This window comes from Amycolatopsis sp. MtRt-6 (assembly GCF_017308975.1).
Lineage (GTDB): Bacteria > Actinomycetota > Actinomycetes > Mycobacteriales > Pseudonocardiaceae > Amycolatopsis.
The window spans coordinates 127399-149668 of the sequence record NZ_JADWPD010000026.1 but is presented as its reverse complement, the minus strand read 5'-3'; the positions used below and the strand labels follow the sequence as shown (position 1 = coordinate 149668).

Here is a 22270-nt window from a genome sequence, read left to right as displayed (position 1 = left end):
GGCACAGGCTCTGGGGCGTCGGCGTCGGCGTCGAGCAGGCCTTCCGCCCACAACTCGCCGGGGCAGGGGCGTGGCCAGAGCCGCCGCGGCCGCCCGGATCTCCGTCTGCGTGCGGGCTCCGACGACCGCCGCCGTCACCGCCGGGAGGGTGGTTCCGTGGTGGGTGGCGCCGTCCGGCACGTCCTGGCCGGCCGGCAGCCCGGAGTTGAACATCCCGGCGGCAACCACCTCGACACCGGGCACACAGCTGGAGCAGCTCCGCCGGCTGCTCCAGCAGCGTGTGGCGGCCCGCGAGCAATAGCGATGTCCACATCGGACCGCGGACGAACCGGACGGGCAGCCGCCACTGGTTCACCTCCTCCCAGACCGTCCACCCGGCCGAGGTGCCGGACGCCGTCCCACTCCCGGCGTCGGGTCGCCGGGACCACGAACCCCTCGTCGCCGGGCCGGCCGGGTCCGGGACCAGCAGCCGGCCGACCTTGGTGAACAGCCCGCCGGCGCTCGGCGCGACCCGGCCCGTCGTGCGGCGCGGTGACGAAGAGCCGGATCCCCACCTCCCACGCCACGTCGACCACCGCGCGGGCCTCCCCGTCGGTCACCTCCGCGTAGCGGCTGCCCGACGGGGAGGTCCCAGCGAAACCCGCTCAGGCTCCCAAGGCCGGGAGCAGGTGGTAACCGGCGCGGTCGGGCCGGATGTGGGAACCGTCCGATGCCGGGTCGGGCAGCCGGTGCCCGGCCGCCGCGATGGCCGCCTCGTCGAGGCACACCCCCAGGCCGGGGCCGTCGCCGAGGATGAACGCGCCGTCGCCTATTTCGTGCTCCAGGGAGATGCCGACCGGGGGGTGGAGGTCCTGCAGCTCGGTCACCAGGTGGTTGGGCACCGCCGTCGCCGCGTGCGCCAGTCCCACCGGGGTGGTGCCGATCGGGCTGACCGGCAGGTCGTGGGCGTGGGCGAAGGCGGCAACCCGCAGGAAGTGGGTGACGCCCCAGCCCGCGGCCGTCTGGACGACGTCGACCGCCCCGGCCGTGATCAGCGGCCGGTGCTGTTCCAGCCCGGTCAGGTTCTCCCCGGTGGCTACCGAGGCGCGGACGCCGCGGCCGACGGTCGCGTGCCCCTCGACGTCCCAGCGCCGCACCGGTTCCTCGATCCAGGTCAGGTCGAGGGTCCGTTCGAGCTCGCCGACGTGCCGGACGGCCTGCTTGCGCGTCCAGTTCTCGTTGACGTCGAGCATCAGGCCCGGACGGGTGCCGCCGCCGGCTTCGACGAGGACGTCGCGGACCAGCGTCAGGCGGCGCCGGTCGCGGTCGACGTCCAGGCCGCCCTTGAGCTTCGCCGCGCGCAGCCCGTGACCGGCGTACGTCCGGTACAGCTCGGCCAGCTCGTCGTCGTCCAGCGCGATGTCGAGGCCCGAGGCGTACGCGGGCACGCGGCGGTCCCGGCCGCCGAGCAGCCGCCAGAGCGGTTCGCCGGCCAGCTTCGCCTTGATGTCCCACAACGCCGTGTCGAACGCGCCGATGGTGCCGAACACCGCGCCGGCGTGCCCCGCCTTGAACGTCCGGCGCAGCATGCGGTCGTAGAGCGCCGTCACGCCGCGCGGGTCTTCGCCCTCGATCGCGGCGAAGACGGTCTCCGCCTGCACGTGTGACCCGAGCCCGACGCCGGTGACGCCTTCGTCGGTCTCGACGACGACGATCGGCATCCGGACGACACCGCCGGCGTGGACGCCGTTGGCGTCGCCGACCGGGCGGCCCCAGTCCTGGACGGTCGTGAGGGCCCGGAAACCAGTGATGCGCATTTCATCCCTTCGTCGACCCGGCGGTGACCCCGTCGGCGATCTGGCGTTGCAGGAACAGGTAGACGAGCAGCACCGGCACCGCGGCGATCAGCACCCCCGCGGCGAACGTGGGGATGTCGGCGGAGTACTGCCCGCGCAGCGCGGTCACCCCGACCATCAGTGTGCGGTGCTCGGCGGACGGCATCAGCAGCAGCGAAATGAGGACGTCGTTCCAGCAGAAGAGGGCGTTGAGCACCCCGACCGACAACAGCGCCGGGGCACCCAGCGGCAGCATGATCCGCCAGTAGACGCCGTAGAGGGTGGTGCCGTCGACGCGGGCGGCGTCGACGATCTCCGGCGGCACGGCCGCGTAGAAGCTGGTCATCAGGAAGACCGTGAACGGGAGGAACTGCGCCACGTAGGCGAGCACCAGCCCGGGGTAGGTGTCGATGAGCCCGGTGCCCGCCATGATCCGCGCGAGCGGGACCATGATCACCTGGAACGGCACGAACAGCGCGGCGAGGATGCCCAGGAACACCACGGACGACCCGCGGAAGCGCAGTCGGCCGAGCGCGAAGCCGGCCATCGACCCGAGCAGCAGCAGCACCGCCACCGAGCACACCACGACGACGACCGAGTTGAGGAAGTACCGCGACATCCCCACGCTGGTCCACGCCCTGGCGACGTTGTCCCAGCGCAGCGCGCCGGCCGGGGCGAACCGGTCGAGGGTGTATTCGCGGCGGTCCTTCATGGCGACGTTCGCGGTGAACACCAGGGGGTAGATCGTCGCCAGGGCCAGTGCGGCCATCGGGACGGCGGCGAGCCACTTCGTCAGCCGGGAACCCGGCATCAGTCCTCCTTTCCCGCGCGGCGCAGGATGCCGATCTGGGCCATGCCGACCACGAGCATGATCAGGAACAGCACCGTCGACGCCGCGGAGGCGAGCGCGGGCTGGTTCAGGTGCCCCTGCTGGAACCAGACGTAGTACTCGGGCAGGTAGGTCGAGCCGGCCGGGCCGCCGCTGGTCATCACGTACAGCAGGCCGAACATCGAGGTCAGCATCCCGATCATGGTGGTGACGAAGACGAACTGGATGGTGCGGGACAGGCCGGGGACGATCACGTGCCGGATGGTCTGCGGCAGCGACGCACCGTCCACTTTGGCCGCGTCCAGCAGCGAGGAGTCCAAAGTGGAGAAACCGGCGAGGAAGACGACCAGCGCCATGCCGAACGTCGCCCAGACGTGCACCCCGACGACGGCGAAGATCGCCACGTCGGGATCGCCGAGCCAGTCCACCGGGCCGAGGCCCACCAGGCCCAGCAGGGCGTTCACCGGCCCGTCGAAGGCCAGCAGCAGGTTGAAGATCGCCCCGACGATCACCGGGGAGAGCACGGCCGGGAAGAAGTAGACGCCGCGGTAGACCCGGTGGCCCGGCACCTTCAGGTGGATGAAGGTGGCGAGCAGGCCGGGGATGGCGACCGCGACCGGGAGCAGGAGCACGAGCAGCCCGACGTTGCGCAGCGCGGTGCGGAACAGCGGATCGCCGAACAATGTCACGTAGTTGTCGAAGCCGACCGCCATGCCGTTGCGGACGCCGTCCCCGGTGAAGGAGAAGTTGACGCCGAGCAGCAGCGGCCACAGCCGCAGCAGGACGACGACCAGCACGGCCGGGGCGACGAAGACGAGCGGTGCGAAGCGCTCGAGCCGCGTTCCCCGCGGGGCGCGCCGGACCGGCGCGGGGCCCCCGGCGGGCCGGGCCGGGGCCCGGTCCACCGGGGCGGGAGAGTACCCGGTCACGGCGTCAGCCCCGGTCCGACGCGGCCAGCTGCTGCAGCACCTCGTCGACCCCGATCGACCCGCTCAGCAGCTGCTGCGAGAGCCGGCCCATGAGGTCGAGCGTCTTCGAGGACAGCGCGACGTGCAGGGCGGGCTTGCCGTTCTTGACCTCCGAGACGATCGTCGCCACGGCCGGACCGCCCGCCGAGACGTCGATCGACGTGTCCGCGGCGATCGCGCCGCTGTCGGCGTAGAAGGACTTCAGGGCGTCGGTCGAGCTCAGCGCCCGGACCAGGTCCGCGGCCAGCTTGGGGTCCTTCGTCCCCTTCGCCACCGCGTAGCCGATTCCGCCGTCGTACGGGAGGCTCGGCGTGGCGGCCGGGTTGACGCGCGGCGCGGTCATCACGCCGACCTTGTCCGCGCCGAGGAACTCGGCGAAGTCCTTCCAGTGCCCGACGTCGGACATCAGGCCGATTACGTTCGCGGCCTTGCCGGACTGGAAGAGCGCGAACGCGTCGTTGAACATCGCGGTGGAGTTGGGGCCTTCGGTGTTGAGCCCGGCGTCGTTGACCTGCTTCCAGAGCTCGAAGATCCGCTTGACGTCCGGCGAGGTCCAGGTGCGCTTGCCGGCGATCCAGTCGGTGTACTCCTGCGGCGTCAGGCTCGCCGACCCCAGTGCCGAGAGCCAGAACTGGATGCCGGCGCCTTCCTTGTTGCCCAGCGCGAAGCACTTCGCGCCGGTCTTGGCCGAGATGGTGCCGCAGTCGCGGACGAACTCGTCCCACGTGCGGGGCGGGGCGCCGGGGTTCAGCCCGGCCTTCTCGTAGAGCCCCTTGTCGTAGTAGAGGGGGTGGCCCTGCAGGGTGACCGGCTCGGCGTAGACCTTCCCGTCCTTGCTGAACGCGTCCCAGCCGCTGAGCCGCGACCGGTCGTCGGCGACGTAGGAGTCCAGCGGCTCGAGGTCGGCGACCCGGTCGCGGATCTGGCCGCCGCCGTTGAAGAGCATGACGTCCGGTCCGCGCTTGGCCTGGATCGCCGCGCCCAGCAGGGTGTAGTACTGGTCATAGGGCTGGGCCACGAACTCGACCGTGACGCCGGGGTGTTGCTTGGCGAACTCGGCCTTGGCCTTCGCCACGTAGCCGGCGGCCTTGGCGTCGCCGGACTTCCAGTCCCAGACCACGAGCTTGCCGCTCGCGTCGCCGGACGGGGTGGCCGGGCCGGCGGCGCTTCCGCACCCGGCGGTCAACGCCAACGCCGTCGCCAGTACGGCCGAGATTAGTGTGCGCTGCTTCATCGCTGCTCACTTCTCCAGACGGTGGCCGGACGGGGAGTGGCCCGGCACAGTGCGCAGAAACGTAACTCGTATGACGTATGACGTCAACGCTGCAACTGTGTAAACTTCTCCCGTGCGTTCGACGCAGGTCGGCGCCGGTACGACCGGAGGAACGATGACGGCATCAGACCGGCAACCCGCCGCCCCTGACTGGGTGCGCCGCCCGGCGAACCTGGGGAGCGCGGTCACCGCCGAACTCGTGGACCGGATCGTGCGCGGCGTCCACCCGCCCGGGACGTCGCTGCCCTCGGAGCCGGCGCTGTGCGAGAGCTTCTCGGTGAGCCGCACGGTGGTCCGCGAGGCCGTAAAGCTACTGCAGGCGAAGGGCCTGGTCCAGGTCCGGCAGGGTGCGGGCACGGTGGTGAACCCGTCGTCGCTGTGGAACATGCTCGACGAGCTCGTGCTGGCGGCGGTGATCGCCGAGGACGAGACGTCGGCCGTCCTGGACGACCTGGTGGTGACGCGCCGGCTGCTCGAATCGGACATGGCCATGGTCGCCGCCCGCACCGCCGGCCCCGACGTCGTCGAGCGGCTGCGCGAGCTGGTGGACCTCATGGACGAGCTCGTCGACGACCCGGTGGCCTACCGCGAGCAGGACCTCGCGTTCCACGACACGATCATGCAGGTCTCGGGCAACCGCCTCGCCCGCGGCGTCGTGCGCGCGCTGGAGAACCAGGTGGTGAACACCGCGCGGTACGTCGGCCCCAGCGAGCGTGCCCTGTGCGTGGCCTCGAACAAGGGACACCGCCGGATCTACGAGCGGATCGCGGCCGGCGACCCGGAGGGCGCGGCGAAGGCGATGTTCGACCACATCACCGAAGCGTGGCTGGCCCGCCGCCCCGCGTCCGGCGACCTCGCCCGCCTCGAGCGATGACCACGGTTCCGCGTTCCCCCAGAGGTTTCCCCAGAGAAGGAGTTCGATGGCCCAGCGCTACGGCATGCTGATCCGCCTGCGCCCGGAGCGGCGCGAGGAGTACCTGCGGCTGCACGCCGCGGTCTGGCCCGGGGTGGAGGCGAAGCTGCGGGAGGCCAACATCCGCAACTTCACCATCTTCCTGCACGACGACCTGCTCTTCGGCTACTACGAATACGTCGGCGAAGACCACGACGCCGATCAGGCGCGCATCGCCGCCGACCCCGAGACGCAGCGCTGGTGGGCCTTGACCGACCCGTGCCAGGAGTCGCTTTCCGCCCGCGAAGGCGGCGCCTGGTGGACGCCCATGGACGAGGTCTGGCACCTGTCGCCCTGACGGGTTTCCCGTGCGGGCGGCCAGGAACCGCTCATGCCCCTGCCGCCGGCGGTGAAATTTTCAGCCGCCGCCGGGGCTTTGGCCTGCGGTGACGCCGCGGTGGCCGTGCTTTGCTTGCCAGAACCGGATTTCCTGCGAACGATGGTCACGGACCAGCCTGCGAACCGGCCGGTGACGCACCGGAGCACCCGGCCCATCCGACCTTCTGCGACGGAGATCCGATGTCCTTGCGCTTCCCCGGCCGGCGGCGGGTGCGGCTCACCGCCGCTCCCCTGCTCGCCGTGACGATGACCGCGGCCACGCTCGTCCCCGCCGCTTCGGCAGCCCCCGCGCCACCGGCCGATCTGCCGGTCTACCGCGACACGCACTACAGCTTCGCCGAGCGGGCCGCCGATCTCGTCGCCCGCATGACCCTGCCCGAAAAGGTGCTGCAGCTGCGCACCAACAGCGCGCCGGCCATTCCGCGGCTCGGCGTGCAGCAGTACACCTACTGGAGCGAGGGCCAGCACGGCCTCAACACCCTCGGCGCGAACACCGACGACGGCGCCGCGACCGGTGGCGTGCACGCCACCAGCTTCCCGACCAACCTGGCCAGCACGATGTCCTGGGACCCGGAGCTGATCCACCAGGAGACCACGGCGATCTCCGACGAGGCCCGCGGCATGCTGGACAAGTCGCTGTGGGGTGTCGGGCAGAACAACATCGGCCCGGACAAGAACAACTACGGCTCCCTCACCTACTGGGCGCCGACGGTGAACCTCGACCGGGACCCGCGGTGGGGCCGCACCGACGAAGGCTTCGGCGAAGACCCGTACCTGGTCGCGAAGATGGCCGGCGCGTTCGTCAACGGCTACCAGGGGCAGACGCCCGACGGCCGGCCGATGACGCCGTACCTGAAGGTCGCCGCCACCGCCAAGCACTACGCGCTCAACGACGTCGAGAACGACCGGCACGCGGACTCCTCCGACACCACCGAGACCAACATCCGCGACTACTACACCCGGCAGTTCCGGCACCTCATCCAGGACGCGCGCGTCTCCGGCCTGATGACGGCGTACAACGCCATCAACGGCACGCCGGCGCCGGCCGACACGTACACCGCGAACGCCATCGCCCAGCGCACCTACGGCTTCGACGGCTACACCACCTCCGACTGCGGCGCGGTCGGCGACATCTACGCGCCGGGCAGCCACAACTGGGCGCCGCCGGGCTGGACCACGGCCACCGCCGGCGCGGGGACGCAGTGGACGAACACCGCCACCGGCCAGAAGGTTTCCGGTGCCGCGGGCGGCCAGGCGTACGCGCTGCGCGCCGGCACGCAGCTCAACTGCACCGGCGCGGAGGCCACCGTCGCCAACATCCAGGAGGCCATCAAGGCCGGGGTGCTGTCGGAAGGCGTGCTCGACAACGCGCTGGTGCACGTGTTCACCACGCGCATGCGGACCGGCGAGTTCGACCCGCCGGACCGCGTGGCCTACACGAAGATCACCAAGGACGTCATCCAGAGCGCCGAGCACCGGGCGCTGGCCGCGAAGGTCGCCGCGAACTCGCTGGTGCTGCTGAAGAACGACCCCGTCCCGGGCACCAAGGCACCGCTGCTGCCCGCCGACCCGGCGAAGCTCGGCAGCGTGGTCGTCGTCGGCGACCTCGCGAACAAGGTCACCCTCGGCGGTTACTCCGGCGAGCCCACGCTGCAGGTGAACGCGGTACAGGGCATCACGGCCGCGGTCAAGGCCGCCCGCCCGGACGCCACGGTCACGTTCGACGCGTGCGGCACCTCGACCGGCACGACCACGGCGGCGAGCTGCTCGGCCGGAACCCTGGCCGCGCTGAAGACGGCCGATCTGGTCGTGGTGTTCGCCGGGACCGACGGGAACGTGGCCACCGAGGGCCGGGACCGGACCACCATCGCCATGCCCGGCAACTACGACTCGCTGATCGACCTGGTCAAGGCGGCCGGCAACCCGCGGACCGCGCTGGCCGTCCAGTCGGCGGGTCCCGTTTCCCTCGGCCATGCCGAAGGCATCCCGGGCATCGTCTTCAGCGCCTACAACGGCGAAAGCCAGGGCACCGCGCTGGCCGACGTGCTGTTCGGCAGGCAGAACCCCAGCGGGCACCTGAACTTCACCTGGTACGCCGACGACTCGCAGCTGCCCGCGATGAAGAACTACGGGCTGACGCCGTCGCAGACCGGCGGCCTCGGCCGCACCTACCAGTACTTCACCGGCACGCCGGCGTACCCGTTCGGCTACGGCCTCTCCTACACGAAGTTCGCCTACTCCCGCGTGCACGCGGACACCAAGGCCGTCGACGCGAACGGCCAGGTGACGGTGCACGCGGACGTGACGAACACCGGCAGCACGCCCGGCGCCACCGTCGCGCAGCTATACGCGGCCACGGCGTTCGGGGTGCCCGGCGTGGAGCTGCCGCGCCATCGCCTGGCCGGCTTCAAGAAGACGAAGGTGCTGGCTCCGGGCCAGACCCAGCACGTGACCTTCCCGGTGCGGATCAGCGACCTGTCCTTCTGGGACGAGGGGAAGCGCCGCGAAGTCGTGTACCCCGGCGCGTACCGGTTCGAGGTGGGCGCCGACTCCGGCCACCTCGCCGGCTCGGCCGCGGTCGCCGTCACCGGAGCCCTCAAGCCGAAGACGCGGTACGTGACCGTGCAGCCCGGCCAGGTCGTGTTCACGCCGGGTCAGCGCCTCGACCTGACGGCGAAGAACCCGTGGATCGCCGACGTCACGCCGCAGGCCGCGCAGCACGTCCCGGCCGACCGCGTCGTCGAGGCCGTGCGCGACGACCAGTCGTTCGCCGACCTCTCGCGGGCCCGGATCGGCTACCGCAGCAGCGATCCGCGCGTGGCCCAGGTGAGCCGGACCGGCCAGGTGACCATGGTGGCGCCCGGCGTCGCGACCATCAGCGTCACGGTCGACGGCGTCACCGGCAGCACACCGGTGGTGGTCGAGCAGCCGTTCACGCTCAGCGCGCCGGCGCAGGTGCAGGCGGGGACGACGTACACCGCCACCACGACGCTGCCGAACCCGGCCGGTGCCCGGCCGCTGCGGGACGTGGCCCTGACGCTCAGCGTGCCCACGGGCTGGACCGCGAAGGCCACCTCACCTTCCGCCTTCGCGACCGTGCCCGCCGGGCAGACGGTCAGCACCACCTGGGAGATCGGCGTGCCGGCCTCGGCGCAGCCCGGCAAGTTCGACGTCTCGGCGCAGGCCGTGTTCACCTCCGCCAACGGGCGGGGCACCGCGGTGGACGCGCACACCGTGCTGCTGCCCCGCCCGCCGTACCCGTCGCTGGCGGCGGCGTACAACAACGTGGGCATCAGCGACGACGCCACCCCGGGCGCGGGCAACCTGGACGGCGGCAACGCCAGTTTCTCGGCCCAGGCCCTGGCCGCGGCGACGCCCAGCTTGACGCCGGGAGCCACGTTCACCCACAACGGGCTGACGTTCACCTGGCCGGACGTCCGGCCAGGTGAACCGGACAACGTGGTCGCGGGCGGCCCGGCCGGCGGCCAGACGATCGCGATCTCGGGCTCCGGGAAGACACTGGGCCTGATCGGCGCCGGCGACTACGGCAGCCCGAGCGGAACGGCCACGGTGACGTACACGGACGGGACGACGGAGTCCCACACGGTGAGTTTCGCGGACTGGTGGGCCAACGCGGCCACCGGCGGCGACATCCTCACGACGCTGCCGTACCTCAACAACAGCAACGGACGGCTGGACCAGCGGGTCAGCCTGTACTACGCACCGATCCCGCTGCAGCCGGGCAAGACGGTCCAGTACCTGACCCTGCCGGACATCAGCGACGGCGCCAACATGGGCACGACGGCGATGCACATCTTCACCATGGCCATCGGCTGAGCGAGCAGCCGAAACTGGCGGCGCTGTCCGGGTCGCCCGCGCGGTACCGGGGCCAGCCCGGGTAGGCGCACAACGGCCGCGAACGCTGGTGGGCCAGGTCGGTGACGACCTGCCCCACCGGCGCGCGGCCGGTTTCCACCCACCGCTCGAGCGCCGAGAGCGAGTCCCAGCTCGCCGCGAACGCCGGTGTTCCGAAGTTGGCGTGGTTGGCGCCGGGAACGACGTAGTAGCGCAGGAAAGCGTCGGTCAGCGAAGGACCTGCCACCGCGCGCACCCGCGCGTAGTAGTCGCTCGTCGAGTACGGCGACACCAGCTCGTCCGCGGCGCCGTGCAGCAGGATCAGCTTGCCGCCGGCGCGGGCGAACGGGCGCAGGTCCGCGTTGTTGCGGTCCTCGATCAGCGACAACGCGCTGATCCGGTCCAGCCACTTTCCGGGGCGCCGGGGATCGATGTCCAGGGCCTTCCGGCTCGGGTCGCGGGTCAGGAAGTACTTGACCCACTGGTCCCAGTACTGCATCCCGTAGCCGCTGGTCGCCGGCATCGGGTCGGCCGGCGCGGTGGTGCCGAAGCCGAGGAACGGCGTTCGCATGTCCGCCCCCGACAGGAACGGGAAGCCCGGGTACCCGGTTTCGCCGCTGGCGATCCGGTACGGCCACTCGAACGGTGACGACATCGCCGTCACCGCCCCGATCTGCGCGTCCGACAGGCACGCCGGGCCGGTGTCCGTCCCGCCCGGGCAGCGCAGCACGCGCGGGTCGAAGCGGCAGCCCGGATTCGAAACGACTCCGTCCGCGACACCGTCGAGGCCGTCACACGCGGCAACGACTCTGTCGTAGAGGAGCGTCTGCTTCGCGGGACCGGGGAACGCACCCGGGCGCGACAGCACCTGCGCCAGGTACCCCAGGTCCAGGATCTCGGCGAGGTTGTTCCACGCCGGATAGGCGGAAATCACGCCGTCGAACGCCGTCGGCCACCGCTGGGCGACGACCAGCGCCTCGCGGCCGCCCGTCGACCCACCGGCGAAGAAGACTTCGGCGGGCGTGGCCGCGTACGCCCGCCGGATCAGGAACAGGCTCGCGTCCCGCGTCTTCTTCACCGCGTCGCCCGCGGCGAAGTTGACCAGGGCTTCGTCGTTCATGCCGAACGAGCCGTCCAGCGAGGGCGGGGACGCCGGGTTCTGCTGGTGGCCGGAGTCGCTCGCGAAGGTCGCGTACCCCCGGGCCAGCGGTGCCGGGCGGTCGGCGGGGCCGAAGGGCACGTTCGCCGTCACGTCCGGGATCGTCCCGTTGAACCCGCCGCCGCCGAACATCAGCGCCTTGTGGTTCCAGACGCGGGGCAGGGCGACGCGCAGCTTGATCGCCGGCGCGGCCGGGTCGACCGGGAACAGGTCGGCGTCCACCCGGCAGGAGTCACCGGCGGAAGCCGCCGTCACGATCCCGCCGGAGGTCGGCAGGCTCATCACCGACGCCGGAATCCGCACCCCGGCCAGCCCGGCGCAGTCCGGCGTGGCAGGAGACGCCAGCGCCGGTCCGGGCACACTCGCCGCCAGCACCACGGCGGCCGACACGACGGCCTTCCTCATCGCCGTCACTTCCCGTGCAGGTGCGCGCCCGGGACGGCGTGCGGATCGGCGCGGACCTCGGCGGGGTTCGTCTCGGGCAGGAACCACGCGCTGGCGAAGGTGATCAGCCCCATCAGCGTGATGTAGCCGGCGACCGGCCACGTGCTCCCGGCCGCCGCGATCAGCGCCGTCATCAGGAACGGCGTACCGCCGCTGACGACGATCGCGGACAGCTGGTAGGCCAGCGACGCACCCGAGTAGCGGACACTGGGCGCGAACAGCTCGCCGAGGAAGCTCGCGATCGGGCCGTAGGTGAGGCACTGGAACACGAACCCCACCGTCACGGCGACGAAGATCAGCGGCAGCGACGCGGTGCCGACCAGCCCGAAGTACGGGAAGGCCCACCCGGCGACACCGAGCCCGCCGATGAGGATCAGCGGGCGGCGGCCCACCTTGTCCGAGAGGTGCCCGGACCACGGGATCGTCGCGAGCATGGCCACGGAACCGAGCAGCACGACCGCGAGCAGCGCGTCGCGCTGCAGCTTGAGCGTGCCGGTGCCGTAGCTCAGCAGCCCGGAAATGCTGACGTAGAACAGGCTGTTGGTGGCCGACAGCAGCCCGCAGCCGAGCAGGATGGTCCCCCACTTGCGGCGCAGGACCTGGGCCAGCGGCGCCCGGACCACCGGCCCTTCCTTGTCCGCCAACGCTTCCCGCAGCTGCCGGAACTCCGGCGTGTCCTCCACCTTGGCCTGGATGTAGAGCACGACGCCGAACATCACGACGCTGAGCAGGAACGGGATGCGCCAGCCCCAGCTGAGGAAGGCCGCGTCCGGCAGCACGCCGCTGGCCGCGACGAAGATCAGGTTGGACAGGATCACCGCCACCGGCACGCTGGTCTGCCCGAACGTCCCGGCGAAGCCACGCTGCTTGGGACTGGCGGATTCGGTCAGCAGCAGCACGATGCCGCCCCACTGCCCGCCGGCCGCGAGGCCCTGGAGGAACCGCAGGACGACCAGCAGCGTCGGGGCCAGCGCGCCGGCGCTCGCCGCGCCGGGGAGGCAGCCGATCAGGAACGTCGCCGCCCCCATCAGCGCCAGGCACGCGACGACCACCGGCTTGCGCCCGTACTTGTCCCCGAGGTGCCCGGCGAGCACGCCGCCGATCGGCCGTGCCACGAACCCGGCCCAGAAGGTGCTGAACGCCAGGAGGGTCCCGGTCAGCGCCGAGGCCTCCGGAAAGAACACCTTGGGGAACACCAGCGCGGCCGCGGTGCCGTAGAGGAAGAAGTCGTACCACTCGATCGAGCTGCCGATCAGCCCGGCCGCGAGCAGCTTGCGGAAGCCCCGGCGCGGAGCCGCGGGCACCCCGGTGCCGGACTGCCCGTCGGGTTGGGTGAGCGGAATGGCCATGGGTGCCGCCTTCGTCGAGGAGCGCCGGCTGGTGATGGCGGTGATGTTAGGACGCGGTTACGCTGCGGGCTGAGGTGTGGACCACCCACTCCTCCCGCCGCAGCGGTGGGTCTTTCGCCCACCCCCACGCCAAGGAGGGCGTCCCGTGACGAGCACGGCGGAACCACGTCGGCAGCGCGAGCTGGCGTCGTTGTACGCGACCGTCAAGTCGCTCACCGCCCTCGGCGAGCTCGACGAGGTCCTGCAGTCGATCGTCCACCACGCCCACGACCTGATCGGCACCGACTTCACCTACCTCTCGCTGGTCGGCGCGGATGGCAGGCTGTCGGCGCGCGCGTCGGAGGGCACGATCTCGGCGGAGTTCCTCGCCGCGACCATCCCGGCCACCGTGGGGCTCGGCGGCAAGGTGCTGGCGTCCAAGAGCCCGCACTGGGTGCGCGACTACGCCACCTCGACGCGCATCCGGCACGACCCGGACTTCGACCGCCTGGTCGTCACCGAGGACCTGGTCGCGCTGCTCGGCGTGCCGCTGGTCATCCGCGGTGAGGCCGTCGGCGCGCTGTTCGCCGCGGACCGCTCCGAACGGTCCTTCCAGGCCGAGGAGATCGCGCTGCTGAACGCCTTCGCCGACCACGCGGCCGTCGCCCTCGACAACGCGCGGCTCTACGAGGAGAGCCGGACGGCGTTGCGGGAGCTGCGGGTCGCGTACCGCAAGATCGAGCGGGCGCAGGCGATCCACGAAGCCCTGACCGGTGTCGTGCTGGACGGCGGGACGCCGGGTGACGTCGCGCAGCACCTGGCCGACCAGCTGGGCGGCGCCGTCACGCTCCTCGGCCGGACAAAGAGTCCACAAGGGACAGACCTGGCCGGCGCCGTCGCGGAGGCCCACCGCACGGGCCGCTGCACGACGTCGGCCGGAGCCGACGGAACCGACCACAGCGTGGCGGCCGTCCAGGCGGGCGACAGTTACCTCGGCGCGCTGGTGTGGAGCCGGCCGCCGGGCACCGGCGACGACACGGACCTGCGGACCCTCGAACGCGCCACGCACATCCTCGGGCTGCTCATCCTCAAGGAGCGGGCCGTGGCCGAAGCCGGTGAACGGCTGAGCGGCGAGCTGCTGACCGAGCTCATGGTCGGCAGTCCCGGGATCGGACCGGCCCAGCGCGCCCGCGCCCGGGCGCGCGGCATCGACGTCGACCGCCTGGATCTGGTCGTGGTCGCGGACTCCCCCGCGGTGCCGCCTGCCGACCTCGCGCGGCACCTGCACGACATCGCCCGGGACCGCGCCGGGCTGGCCGGCGAGCACCTGGGCCGGGCCACGGTGATCCTGCCCGCCGCCGACGACGAGGCCACCGTCGCGAGTGTCCACAGCAGACTGCGGCGGACGCTGGGCGGTCCCGCCATCGTCGTCGGGGAACGGGCGAGCGGCCACGACTGGGCCCGCGCCTTCTCCCTCGCCGGTCGCTGCGGCGCCGTCATGCGCGCGCTCGGGCACACCGACGGCGGCGCCACCACCCGCCGGTATGCCTTGTACGCCATGGTGTTCGACCCCGAGCGGGCCGGCGAGCTCGACCGGTTCCTGGCCGGGTCGATCGGCGCCCTCCTCGAATACGACCGGAAGCGGGGCACGGACCTGGTCGGCACGCTCGGCGCGTACTACGCCCACCGCGCCAACGTCGCCGCGACCGCCCGCGCGCTGCACCTGCACGTCAACACGCTGCTCAAGCGCCTGGACCGGGCCGGCACGGTGCTCGGCTCCGGCTGGCGGTACGAGAACGACCTGGAACTACAGCTCGGGCTCCGGCTGCACCAGCTCCGGGCGCTCGAGTCCTGACGCTTCAGGCGATCCGCGCCGAGCCGCGCAGGGCGCTCTTCGAGATCTTGCCGGTGCCCGTCTTCGGCAGGGCGGGCACGAACACGACTTCGTCGGGCAGCCACCACTTCGCGACCAACGGTGTGAGGTGCGTCAAGACATCTTCGGCCGTCGTCTCGCTGCCTTCGCGCAGCACGACGTACGCCACCGGGCGTTCCATCCACCGCGGGTCCGGGCGGGCGATCACCGCCGCTTCGACGACGTCGGGGTGGGCGGTGATCGCGCCTTCGAGCTCGACCGAGGAGATCCACTCGCCGCCGGACTTGATCAGGTCCTTCATCCGGTCCACCAGCCGCAGGTAGCCGTCGGCGTCGAGGGTGGCCAGGTCGCCGGTGCGCAGCCAGCCGTCGGCGGTGAAGCTGCTGTCCGCGTCGACCCGGTAGTAGCCGCCCGCCACCCACGGGCCCGCGACCTGCAGTTCGCCGACGGCGTCGCCGTCGCGGGGCAGCTCCCGGCCGGTCTCGACGTCGACGATCCGCAGGTTCACCAGCGGCAGCGGCTGGCCCTGGGCGGCCCGCACCGCCACCTGCTCCGCGACGGGCGCGTCCCGGTGCTGGGTGCGCGTGCCGCCGATGGCGCCGACCGGGCTGACCTCGGTCATCCCCCAGGAATGCGTGAGGGGCACGCCGATCGCGGCGCGGTAGGTCTCCGACAGCGCCGGCGGGACGGCCGAGCCGCCGGCGAGCAGGAACCGCGTGGCGCTCAGGTCGTGGTCCCGCAGCCGGGGTGCCAGGCTCGTCCAGACCGTGGGGACGGCCCCGGCGACCGTGACCCGCTCGGCCGCCATCAGCCCCAGCAGGTGGTCCGGGTCCGCGGAGGGGCCGGGCAGCACCAGGGACGCGCCCGCCAGCATCGCACCGTAGGGCAGGCCCCAGGCGTTGGCGTGGAACATCGGCACGATCGGCAGCACGACGTCGCTCTCGCACAGGCCGATCAGGCCCGCGGCCAGCGTTCCCAGGGCGTGCAGGACCGTCGAGCGGTGGCTGTAGAGCACGCCCTTGGGCCGCCCGGTCGTCCCGGACGTGTAGCAAAGCCCGGACGCGAGGTGCTCGTCCGCGAGTGTGAAGGTGTCCTCGAACGAGCCGGTGCCGGGCGCGGCCGCGGAGACCAGATCGTCGTAGTGCCGGACGCGCGGGTCCGCCGGGATCGGCTCGCCGCTGTCGTCCGGCAGCACCACCCAGTGGCGCACCCGCGGCAGACGGTCGGCGCTCGGCCAGATCCGCGGCAGCAGCGCGCGATCGACGAACACGACGTCGTCCTCGGCGTGCTCGGCGATGTACTCGAGGTGGTCCGCCGGGAGCCGGATGTTGATCGGGTGCAGCACCCGTTTGGTCACCGGCACGGCCAGGTACAGCTCGAGGTGCCGCCGGTGGTTGCTCGCGAAGGTCGCGACGCGGGCGCCGGCCGGGACGCGGAGTTCGTCCAGCGCGGTGGCCAGGCGCCGGGTCCCGGCGGCCACCTCGGCGTACGTCAGCCGCTCGCCGCCGGCCGTGACGACTTCCTTGTGCGCGTAGAGCCGCTCGGCACGCTCCAGGAGGTGGGCGAGGGTGAGCGGCCGTGGCTGCATCAGCCCGTCCATGGCGCCTCTTCCGGTCGGGGAACCTTCCGTCGCGAGTGACTTTAAGAGCGGCCTCGACGCCGCGGAGAGGTCAGAACCGCCCACTCGTCGGCCGTCTTCGGTGGTGATCACCTCCACGCCGGACGGCCGTTGCCCGCCGTGGACAGCGATCGTGGCTTTTCGGGCAGCGGGGTTCCGGCGCCGGCTCGGCACGATCGGGCGCTGCTAATTTTGTCGCCAGGACCCGGCGAGAAGAAGGTCGAGCAGTGGCGAACCCGTTGGTGGCGGAGACCAAGGATTCCACGAAGGCGTACTCGGGTATTTCGCTGCTGGAGTCGGCGAACGATCTGAAGTCGGCCATCGAGAGTGGCGACTGGGCGTCGGTGGCGCTGGGTGCGGTGGGGACGGCGCTGGATGCGTTGTCGATGGCGATGGACCCGTTCGGGGCGATCTTGGCTGCCGGGGTGGGGTGGCTGATCGAGCACGTCGGGCCGCTGAAGGAGGCGCTCAACGGGCTGACCGGCAACGCCGACGAAATCGCCGCGCAGTCGGAGACGTGGAAGAACATCGCCACCGAGCTGGGCAGCGTCGGCGCGGACCTGACCGGCATGGTCAAGACCGACGTCTCCTCGTGGACCGGCGCCGCCGCGGACACCTATCGGCAGCGCGCGCAGGACACGGTGACGTTGCTGGAGACCGCGCAGAAAGGCTGCGAAGGCGCCTCCAGCGGGGTGAAGACCGCTGGTGAGGTCGTCGCGGCGGTGCGGGCGCTGGTGCGGGACATCATCGCGGAGCTGATCGGGCATCTGATCAGCTGGGCGTTGCAGGTGGTGTTCACGCTCGGGATCGGGATGACGTGGGTGGTGCCGCAGGTGATCAACGCGGTGGCGAAGACCGCGTCGAAGATCGCCGATCTGGTGAAGCGCCTGGTCACGGCGTTGAAGGCACTGATGCCGCTGCTCAAGCGGGCCGGTGACCTGTTCGCGGACGCGGCCAAGGCGTTGCGGAACATCAAGCCGGGTAAGGCGGCGCCGCCGCCGAAGCACACCGACATCAAGAGCGGGCCGAAGGACATCGGTGGTCCGAAGGGCAACGGCAAGGGCGATCCGGACGCGCCGCCGCCGAAGACCGATCCGCCGCCGAAGGGTGACGACAGCACCAGCGCGGCGGGCGCGAAGGCGGACCCGCCGCCCAAGGCCGATCCCCCGCCCAAGGCGGACCCGCCACCGAAGAGCGACCCGCCGGCCGACACCCCGCCGCCGAAGGCCGACCCGCCCGGAGGTACCCCGAAGGGCGGCGCCGACGGTGGCGGCAAGCCCAAGGGCGACCCGAAGGGCGACGGCCCGCGGGACCGCGCGGTGCCGGACGACAAGAAGGTCTGCGTCTCCGACCCGGTCGACGTCGCCACCGGCGAGGTCGTGCTGCGGCAGGTCGACCTGACCCTGCCGGGCGACGCGGGCGACCTGACACTCTCCCGCACGCACCTGTCGGCCTACCGCGCCGGCCGGTGGTTCGGCCGCTCGTGGGCGTCCACTTTGGATCAGCGGCTCGAAGCCGACCGCGAGCACCTGCGGTTCTTCGCCGAGGACGGCATGGTCCTCGTGTACCCGCGACCCGATGGCGACCGGCCCGTGCTGCCGATCGAAGGCCCGCGCCACCCGCTGCGCCGGACCGCCGGGGGCTACCGGCTCTCGACCGGCGCCCGCGACCTGGTGTTCGCGGACTCCCCCGGCCGCGTGCTGCCGCTGACGGTCATCGAGCAGGGCGGCTCCCGCACCACGATCGAACACGACGAAAGCGGCGCGCCGCGGCTGCTGCGCCGGGACGACGGCACCGAGATCGGCGTCGGCACCGGTGGCGGCCGGATCGTCGCGCTCGGCGTGCCCGGCGGCGCGCCGGTCGTCCGGTACGGCTACAACCGGCTCGGCCAGCTGACCCAGATCGCCGGCTTCACCGGGCGCCCGGTGAACCTCGACTACGACGTCGACGACCGGATCGTCGGCTGGCAGGACCGCACCGGCACCTGGTACCGCTACGTCTACGACGCCGCGGGCCGCTGCGTCCGCAGCGTCGGCGCCGAGCGCTACCTCAACGGCACGTTCGCCTACGACACCGAAGCCCGGACCACCCGCTACACCGACGCGACGGGCCACACCTGGACGTACCGGATGAACGAGGCGGGCCAGCTCGTCGAGCGGACCGACCCGCTCGGGCACACGCGCCGGTACTCGTGGACCCGCTACGACGACCTGCTTTCGCAGGCCGACGAACTGGGCCGGATCACGTTCTACGGCTACGAAAACGGCGTGCTGACGACGGTGACGCGGCCGGACGGTTCCGTGGTGCGGCTGGCGCCGGCCGGGACGGGCGAGGTGGAGCTGCGGTCCGGCGACGCGCGGGCCGTGGCCCCGGCGGCCGATCCCCACGCCGCCCTCCCGGGCGTCTCGACCCGGCTGCGTGTCGACGGCCCGGCGGACCCCCTCGGCGACGAACCGGTCATCACCGCGGCGGCGCGGCCGGGCGACCGCGACCCCTTCGGCCGGCCGCGGCTGGTGCACACCGCGTCCGGCGGCGCGGCCCGGCTCGGCTGGACGGCCGAGGGCCGGCGCTCCTGGCGGATCGGCCCCGACGGGGAGCGGGAAAGCTGGCGCCACGACGGCGAAGGCCGCGTCGTCGAGCACCGCGACGCGGCCGGGCGGACGACCCGGCGCACGTACGGCCCGTTCGGCCTGCCGATCGAGGAGTTCGACGCGGCGGGCGCGCGCACGGCGTACAGCTACGACGCCGAACTGCGGCTGGCCGCCGTGACCAACCCGCGGGGCCAGACCTGGCGCTACACGTACGACCCCGCCGGGCGGCTCGTCGAGGAGACCGACTTCGACGGGCGCCGGCTGACCTACGCCTACGACGCGGCCGGGCAGCTGCGGCGGATGACGAACGGCCTCGGCGAAGTCACCGAGTACGCCTACGACACGCTCGGCAACGTCGTCGAACGGCGGACGGCGACCGGTGTCACCGGGTACGCCTACGACGCGCTGGGGCAGCTCGAGTACGCGATCAACAACGAGTCGGTGCTGCAGATCGTGCGCGACGAACGCGGGCGGGTGCGGGAAGAGACCGTCAACGGCGTCGGCGTGCGCTGGACCTACGACGCCGCCGGTGTCCACCGCACCTCACTGTCCGGTGTGGACAGTGAGTGGCGCTACGACGGCGACCGGCCGGCGTCACTGCGCATCGCGGGGCACGAGGTCACGTTCGAGTACGACGCAGCCGGTCGCGAGATCGCTCGGGCGGTCGACGGCGACGTCGTCCTGCGCCAGTCCTTCGACGCGGCCGACCGGCTCGGGGAGCAGACGATCGCCGGCGTGGGCCGGCGTGGCTACGTTTACACGCCGGACGGCAGGCTCGCCGCGATCGAGGACACGCGGCCGGTCCGGTTCGGGTTCGACCCGGCGGGCCGCGTCGCCGAGGTGGTCACCCCGGACGGCGTCGAGCGCTTCACCTACGACGCGGCGGGCCGGCTCGTGCCGCCGGCCGGGACGCGGTACGGCCACGACCCGCAGGGCCGGGTGACCGGGACCGCCGGGTGGCGCTTCGTCTGGGACGAGCTGGACCGGCTGGTCGCCGCGATCGGCCCGGACGAGTCGTTCTGGACCTACCTGTACGACCCGCTCGGCCGCCGGTTCGCCAAGCGCCGCTGGATCCTCGGCGACGACGGCGCGCCGCGGAAGACCACCGAGACGTGGTTCGTCTGGAGCGGCGGCGAGCTCGTCGAGGAGATCGAGCTGACCGACGACGGGTCTTCCCGCGTGCTCACCTGGGAGCGGCACCCCGACGACGGCCGGCCGGTGGTCCAGGTCGAGCAGCGAGGCGCCGAGGTGCGGTTCCACACGGTGGTGACGTCGCCGGCCGGCACGCCGACCGAGCTGCTGGGCCCGGACGGCGGCGTCGAGTGGCAGGCGCGGACGAGCTTCTGGGGCGAGCTGCTGCCGTCGACGCCGGGTACCGCGCCGATGCCGCTGGCCTTCCCCGGCCAGTACCGCGACGCCGAAACCGGCCTGCACTACAACGTCTACCGCTACTACGACCCGCGGACGGGCCGCTACCTGAGCCAGGACCCGCTCGGCCTCGCGGCGGCATCCGACCCGGTGGGTTACGTCGAGCAGCCGCACCTGCGGAGCGACCCGCTCGGCCTGACGCAGAGCCCGTGCGGCAAGACGGGCGGCCCGAAGTCCCCGGACAACCCGGCGGGCGGCGGCGACGCGGGCAAGCTCCCGCCCGGCTCCAAGAAGCCGGACGGCCTCGACGAGTTCCGCGACCCGGACGGCAAGATCCGCCCGCACAACATGACCGACGAGCAGTACGCCAAGTTCTCGGAGAAGTGGAACGACATGATGGCGCCGGGCAAGGACAAGTCCTGGTTCTGGTCGGGCGGCCACATCAAGGACTCGGTCGTCGACCCGGCGACCGGCAAGCCCCTCTCCGACTCGAAGTACCACGGCTCGATCGAGGACCCGGCGATCGACCTGGCGAAGAAGAACGGCGGCAACACGCTCGAAGGAATCCTGAAGGACAACGGCGTCGAGATGCCGAAGTTCGCCGACAACCACCCGAACGGCGAGAAGGTCTGGAAGGACGCGTCGAAGGCGTTGGCACACAACGCGGAAGGCGACGTCCACATCGCCCTGCCGAACACCCCGGGCAAGTCCAGCGGCTGGCCGGGCCAGGGCGACGAGCTGGGTTCGCGCCGGCCCAACAACGTGTTCGACATGGACGAGTTCCCGATCCTGCGCCACAACCCGAAGGTGGACAAGGTCATCGCACACGACACGGACTACCCGGACGCACCGCCGGTGGTGATCTGGGACCGCACCAAGCGCTGAGGTAGCGCCACCAGGCGTGTCCCACCGGGCATCTCACGTGCTTGGAGGGGCATCACGCGTGACGGGAGGGGCATCACCCGTGATGCCCCTTCAATCACGCGAGATGCCCCTCTGATCACGCGAGATGCCCCTCTGATCACGCGAGATGCCTGCTCGATTACGGGTGAGGTCCCCGATCCCGGCCCGCCGGCTGACCCGGTCGACGAGTTTCCCGATGCCGTCGAGCACGCGCTCGAGCCCGAACCGGAAGTCGTGGTCGAGACCGTCGAACTCGCCGTCGTCGTCGAACGTGCCCGCGTCGACCACCGCGTGCAGGGCGGGGAACTCCGCCCGGGTGGTCAGCTTCTTGATCAGCTCGCCGTACTTCGGCATCGCGCGGGCCGTCGGGTCCGCCGACTCCGACGCCGCCGCGAGGTCGCTGCTCAGCATGGCGAAGCTGCGGGTGAAGCTGGTGACGAGCAGGACCGACGAAAGCTTGTCCTCCTCCGCGAGCCCGGTGCCGCCGAGGGTTCGCAGTCCCCATTCGAGGAACCGCAGCTGGTTCGGCATGATCGGCGCGCCGGCGATCGGGATGCGCAGCACCCACGGGAACCGGCGGTAGCCGGTGAGCTCGATCTCGGCCCAGCGCTCGAGCCGCTCGCGCCACGTGCCTTCGGCGGGCTCGGCGATGTCGAGCCGGCCGAACGCGCCGTCGATCATGAGCGCGAGCAGCTCGTCCTTCGAGCCGACGTAGCGGTAGAGCGACATGGCCGAGGCGCCGAGCTCCTTCGCGACCCGGCTCATGGAGACCCCGCCGATGCCCTCGGCGTCGGCGACGTCGATGGCCGCCTCGACGATCTGCTCGAGCGACAGCCCGCGCTTGGGCCCCTTGGCCGGCCGGTCGCGCACGCCCCAGACCAGCTCGAAACTGGCCGGGAGCCCGGTCTCCGCGTTGTCGCCGCTCATCACCCTGACCTCGCCTCAGGGAAAACCCT

The 22270-nt window shown here is 72.0% G+C and carries 14 protein-coding genes; 6 read left to right on the top strand and 8 right to left on the bottom strand.

What is annotated here, in order from left to right:
• The first annotated feature begins 70 nt into the window (after nt 1-70).
• Nucleotides 71-301, top strand: coding sequence for a hypothetical protein (locus I4Q55_RS34925; RefSeq protein ID WP_206794224.1), 231 nt, complete (start codon nt 71-73; stop codon nt 299-301).
• Between the two features lie 343 nt (nt 302-644).
• Here I4Q55_RS34925 and I4Q55_RS34920 read toward each other — a convergent pair whose 3' ends face one another.
• From I4Q55_RS34920 to I4Q55_RS34905, 4 genes are read right to left on the bottom strand one after another with little or no spacing between them, the layout of a single operon-like run.
• A complete protein-coding gene (locus I4Q55_RS34920; RefSeq protein ID WP_206794222.1) occupies nt 645-1796 on the bottom strand; it encodes a mandelate racemase/muconate lactonizing enzyme family protein in 1152 nt (383 codons plus the stop codon).
• A gap of 1 nt (nt 1797) precedes the next feature.
• Nucleotides 1798-2625, bottom strand: a complete 828-nt coding sequence (locus tag I4Q55_RS34915) for a carbohydrate ABC transporter permease (RefSeq protein ID WP_206794220.1) — start codon at nt 2623-2625, stop codon at nt 1798-1800.
• A complete protein-coding gene (locus tag I4Q55_RS34910; RefSeq protein WP_307793397.1) occupies nt 2625-3572 on the bottom strand; it encodes a sugar ABC transporter permease in 948 nt (315 codons plus the stop codon). The genes I4Q55_RS34915 and I4Q55_RS34910 overlap by 1 nt, the downstream gene beginning before the upstream one ends.
• A 4-nt stretch (nt 3573-3576) precedes the next feature.
• Entirely contained in the window at nt 3577-4845 is a 1269-nt protein-coding gene (locus I4Q55_RS34905; protein ID WP_206794218.1) for an ABC transporter substrate-binding protein, read from the bottom strand.
• A gap of 154 nt (nt 4846-4999) precedes the next feature.
• Here I4Q55_RS34905 and I4Q55_RS34900 point away from each other — a divergent pair, with 154 nt between their 5' ends.
• From I4Q55_RS34900 to I4Q55_RS34890, 3 genes are all read left to right on the top strand, one after another.
• A complete protein-coding gene (locus tag I4Q55_RS34900; RefSeq protein ID WP_206794216.1) occupies nt 5000-5758 on the top strand; it encodes a FadR/GntR family transcriptional regulator in 759 nt (252 codons plus the stop codon).
• A gap of 46 nt (nt 5759-5804) precedes the next feature.
• Nucleotides 5805-6134 carry an L-rhamnose mutarotase gene (locus tag I4Q55_RS34895; RefSeq protein WP_206794214.1) on the top strand — a complete coding sequence of 110 codons (330 nt, stop codon included), beginning with the start codon at nt 5805-5807 and terminating at the stop codon, nt 6132-6134.
• A gap of 221 nt (nt 6135-6355) precedes the next feature.
• Nucleotides 6356-10012 (top strand): glycoside hydrolase family 3 C-terminal domain-containing protein, encoded by a 3657-nt coding sequence (locus tag I4Q55_RS34890; protein ID WP_206794212.1) that lies wholly within the window; start codon nt 6356-6358, stop codon nt 10010-10012.
• On the opposite strand, the gene I4Q55_RS34885 is transcribed toward I4Q55_RS34890, so the two are convergent.
• Nucleotides 9993-11594, bottom strand: coding sequence for a tannase/feruloyl esterase family alpha/beta hydrolase (locus I4Q55_RS34885; RefSeq protein ID WP_206794209.1), 1602 nt, complete (start codon nt 11592-11594; stop codon nt 9993-9995). The two genes, I4Q55_RS34890 and I4Q55_RS34885, sit on opposite strands and share 20 nt — an antisense overlap.
• 5 nt (nt 11595-11599) lie before the next feature.
• Entirely contained in the window at nt 11600-12982 is a 1383-nt protein-coding gene (locus tag I4Q55_RS34880; RefSeq protein ID WP_206794207.1) for an MFS transporter, read from the bottom strand.
• Nucleotides 12983-13127: 145 nt separating this feature from the next.
• Here I4Q55_RS34880 and I4Q55_RS34875 point away from each other — a divergent pair, with 145 nt between their 5' ends.
• The gene (locus I4Q55_RS34875; protein ID WP_206794204.1) at nt 13128-14816 is read left to right on the top strand and encodes a GAF domain-containing protein; all 1689 of its coding nucleotides are present in this window, start codon (nt 13128-13130) and stop codon (nt 14814-14816) included.
• Between the two features lie 4 nt (nt 14817-14820).
• On the opposite strand, the gene I4Q55_RS34870 is transcribed toward I4Q55_RS34875, so the two are convergent.
• Nucleotides 14821-16434, bottom strand: a complete 1614-nt coding sequence (locus tag I4Q55_RS34870) for a long-chain fatty acid--CoA ligase (protein ID WP_206794202.1) — start codon at nt 16432-16434, stop codon at nt 14821-14823.
• Between the two features lie 245 nt (nt 16435-16679).
• On the opposite strand from I4Q55_RS34870, the gene I4Q55_RS34865 reads away from it, so the two are divergent.
• The gene (locus tag I4Q55_RS34865; protein WP_206794201.1) at nt 16680-21296 is read left to right on the top strand and encodes a DUF6531 domain-containing protein; all 4617 of its coding nucleotides are present in this window, start codon (nt 16680-16682) and stop codon (nt 21294-21296) included.
• 90 nt (nt 21297-21386) lie between these two features.
• On the opposite strand, the gene I4Q55_RS34860 is transcribed toward I4Q55_RS34865, so the two are convergent.
• On the bottom strand, nt 21387-22241 hold the full coding sequence (locus I4Q55_RS34860; protein ID WP_206794199.1) for a TetR/AcrR family transcriptional regulator: 855 nt from the start codon (nt 22239-22241) through the stop codon (nt 21387-21389).
• Nucleotides 22242-22270: the final 29 nt, after the last annotated feature.

What these genes read in the sequence shown, in the direction of transcription:
- I4Q55_RS34920 (WP_206794222.1), bottom strand. Translation starts at nt 1,796, where the DNA reads ATGCGCATCACTGGTTTCCGGGCCCTCACGACCGTCCAGGACTGGGGC.
- I4Q55_RS34915 (WP_206794220.1), bottom strand. Translation starts at nt 2,625, where the DNA reads ATGCCGGGTTCCCGGCTGACGAAGTGGCTCGCCGCCGTCCCGATGGCC.
- I4Q55_RS34905 (WP_206794218.1), bottom strand. Translation starts at nt 4,845, where the DNA reads ATGAAGCAGCGCACACTAATCTCGGCCGTACTGGCGACGGCGTTGGCG.
- I4Q55_RS34900 (WP_206794216.1), top strand. Translation starts at nt 5,000, where the DNA reads ATGACGGCATCAGACCGGCAACCCGCCGCCCCTGACTGGGTGCGCCGC.
- I4Q55_RS34895 (WP_206794214.1), top strand. Translation starts at nt 5,805, where the DNA reads ATGGCCCAGCGCTACGGCATGCTGATCCGCCTGCGCCCGGAGCGGCGC.
- I4Q55_RS34890 (WP_206794212.1), top strand. Translation starts at nt 6,356, where the DNA reads ATGTCCTTGCGCTTCCCCGGCCGGCGGCGGGTGCGGCTCACCGCCGCT.
- I4Q55_RS34885 (WP_206794209.1), bottom strand. Translation starts at nt 11,594, where the DNA reads ATGAGGAAGGCCGTCGTGTCGGCCGCCGTGGTGCTGGCGGCGAGTGTG.
- I4Q55_RS34880 (WP_206794207.1), bottom strand. Translation starts at nt 12,982, where the DNA reads ATGGCCATTCCGCTCACCCAACCCGACGGGCAGTCCGGCACCGGGGTG.
- I4Q55_RS34870 (WP_206794202.1), bottom strand. Translation starts at nt 16,434, where the DNA reads ATGGACGGGCTGATGCAGCCACGGCCGCTCACCCTCGCCCACCTCCTG.
- I4Q55_RS34860 (WP_206794199.1), bottom strand. Translation starts at nt 22,241, where the DNA reads ATGAGCGGCGACAACGCGGAGACCGGGCTCCCGGCCAGTTTCGAGCTG.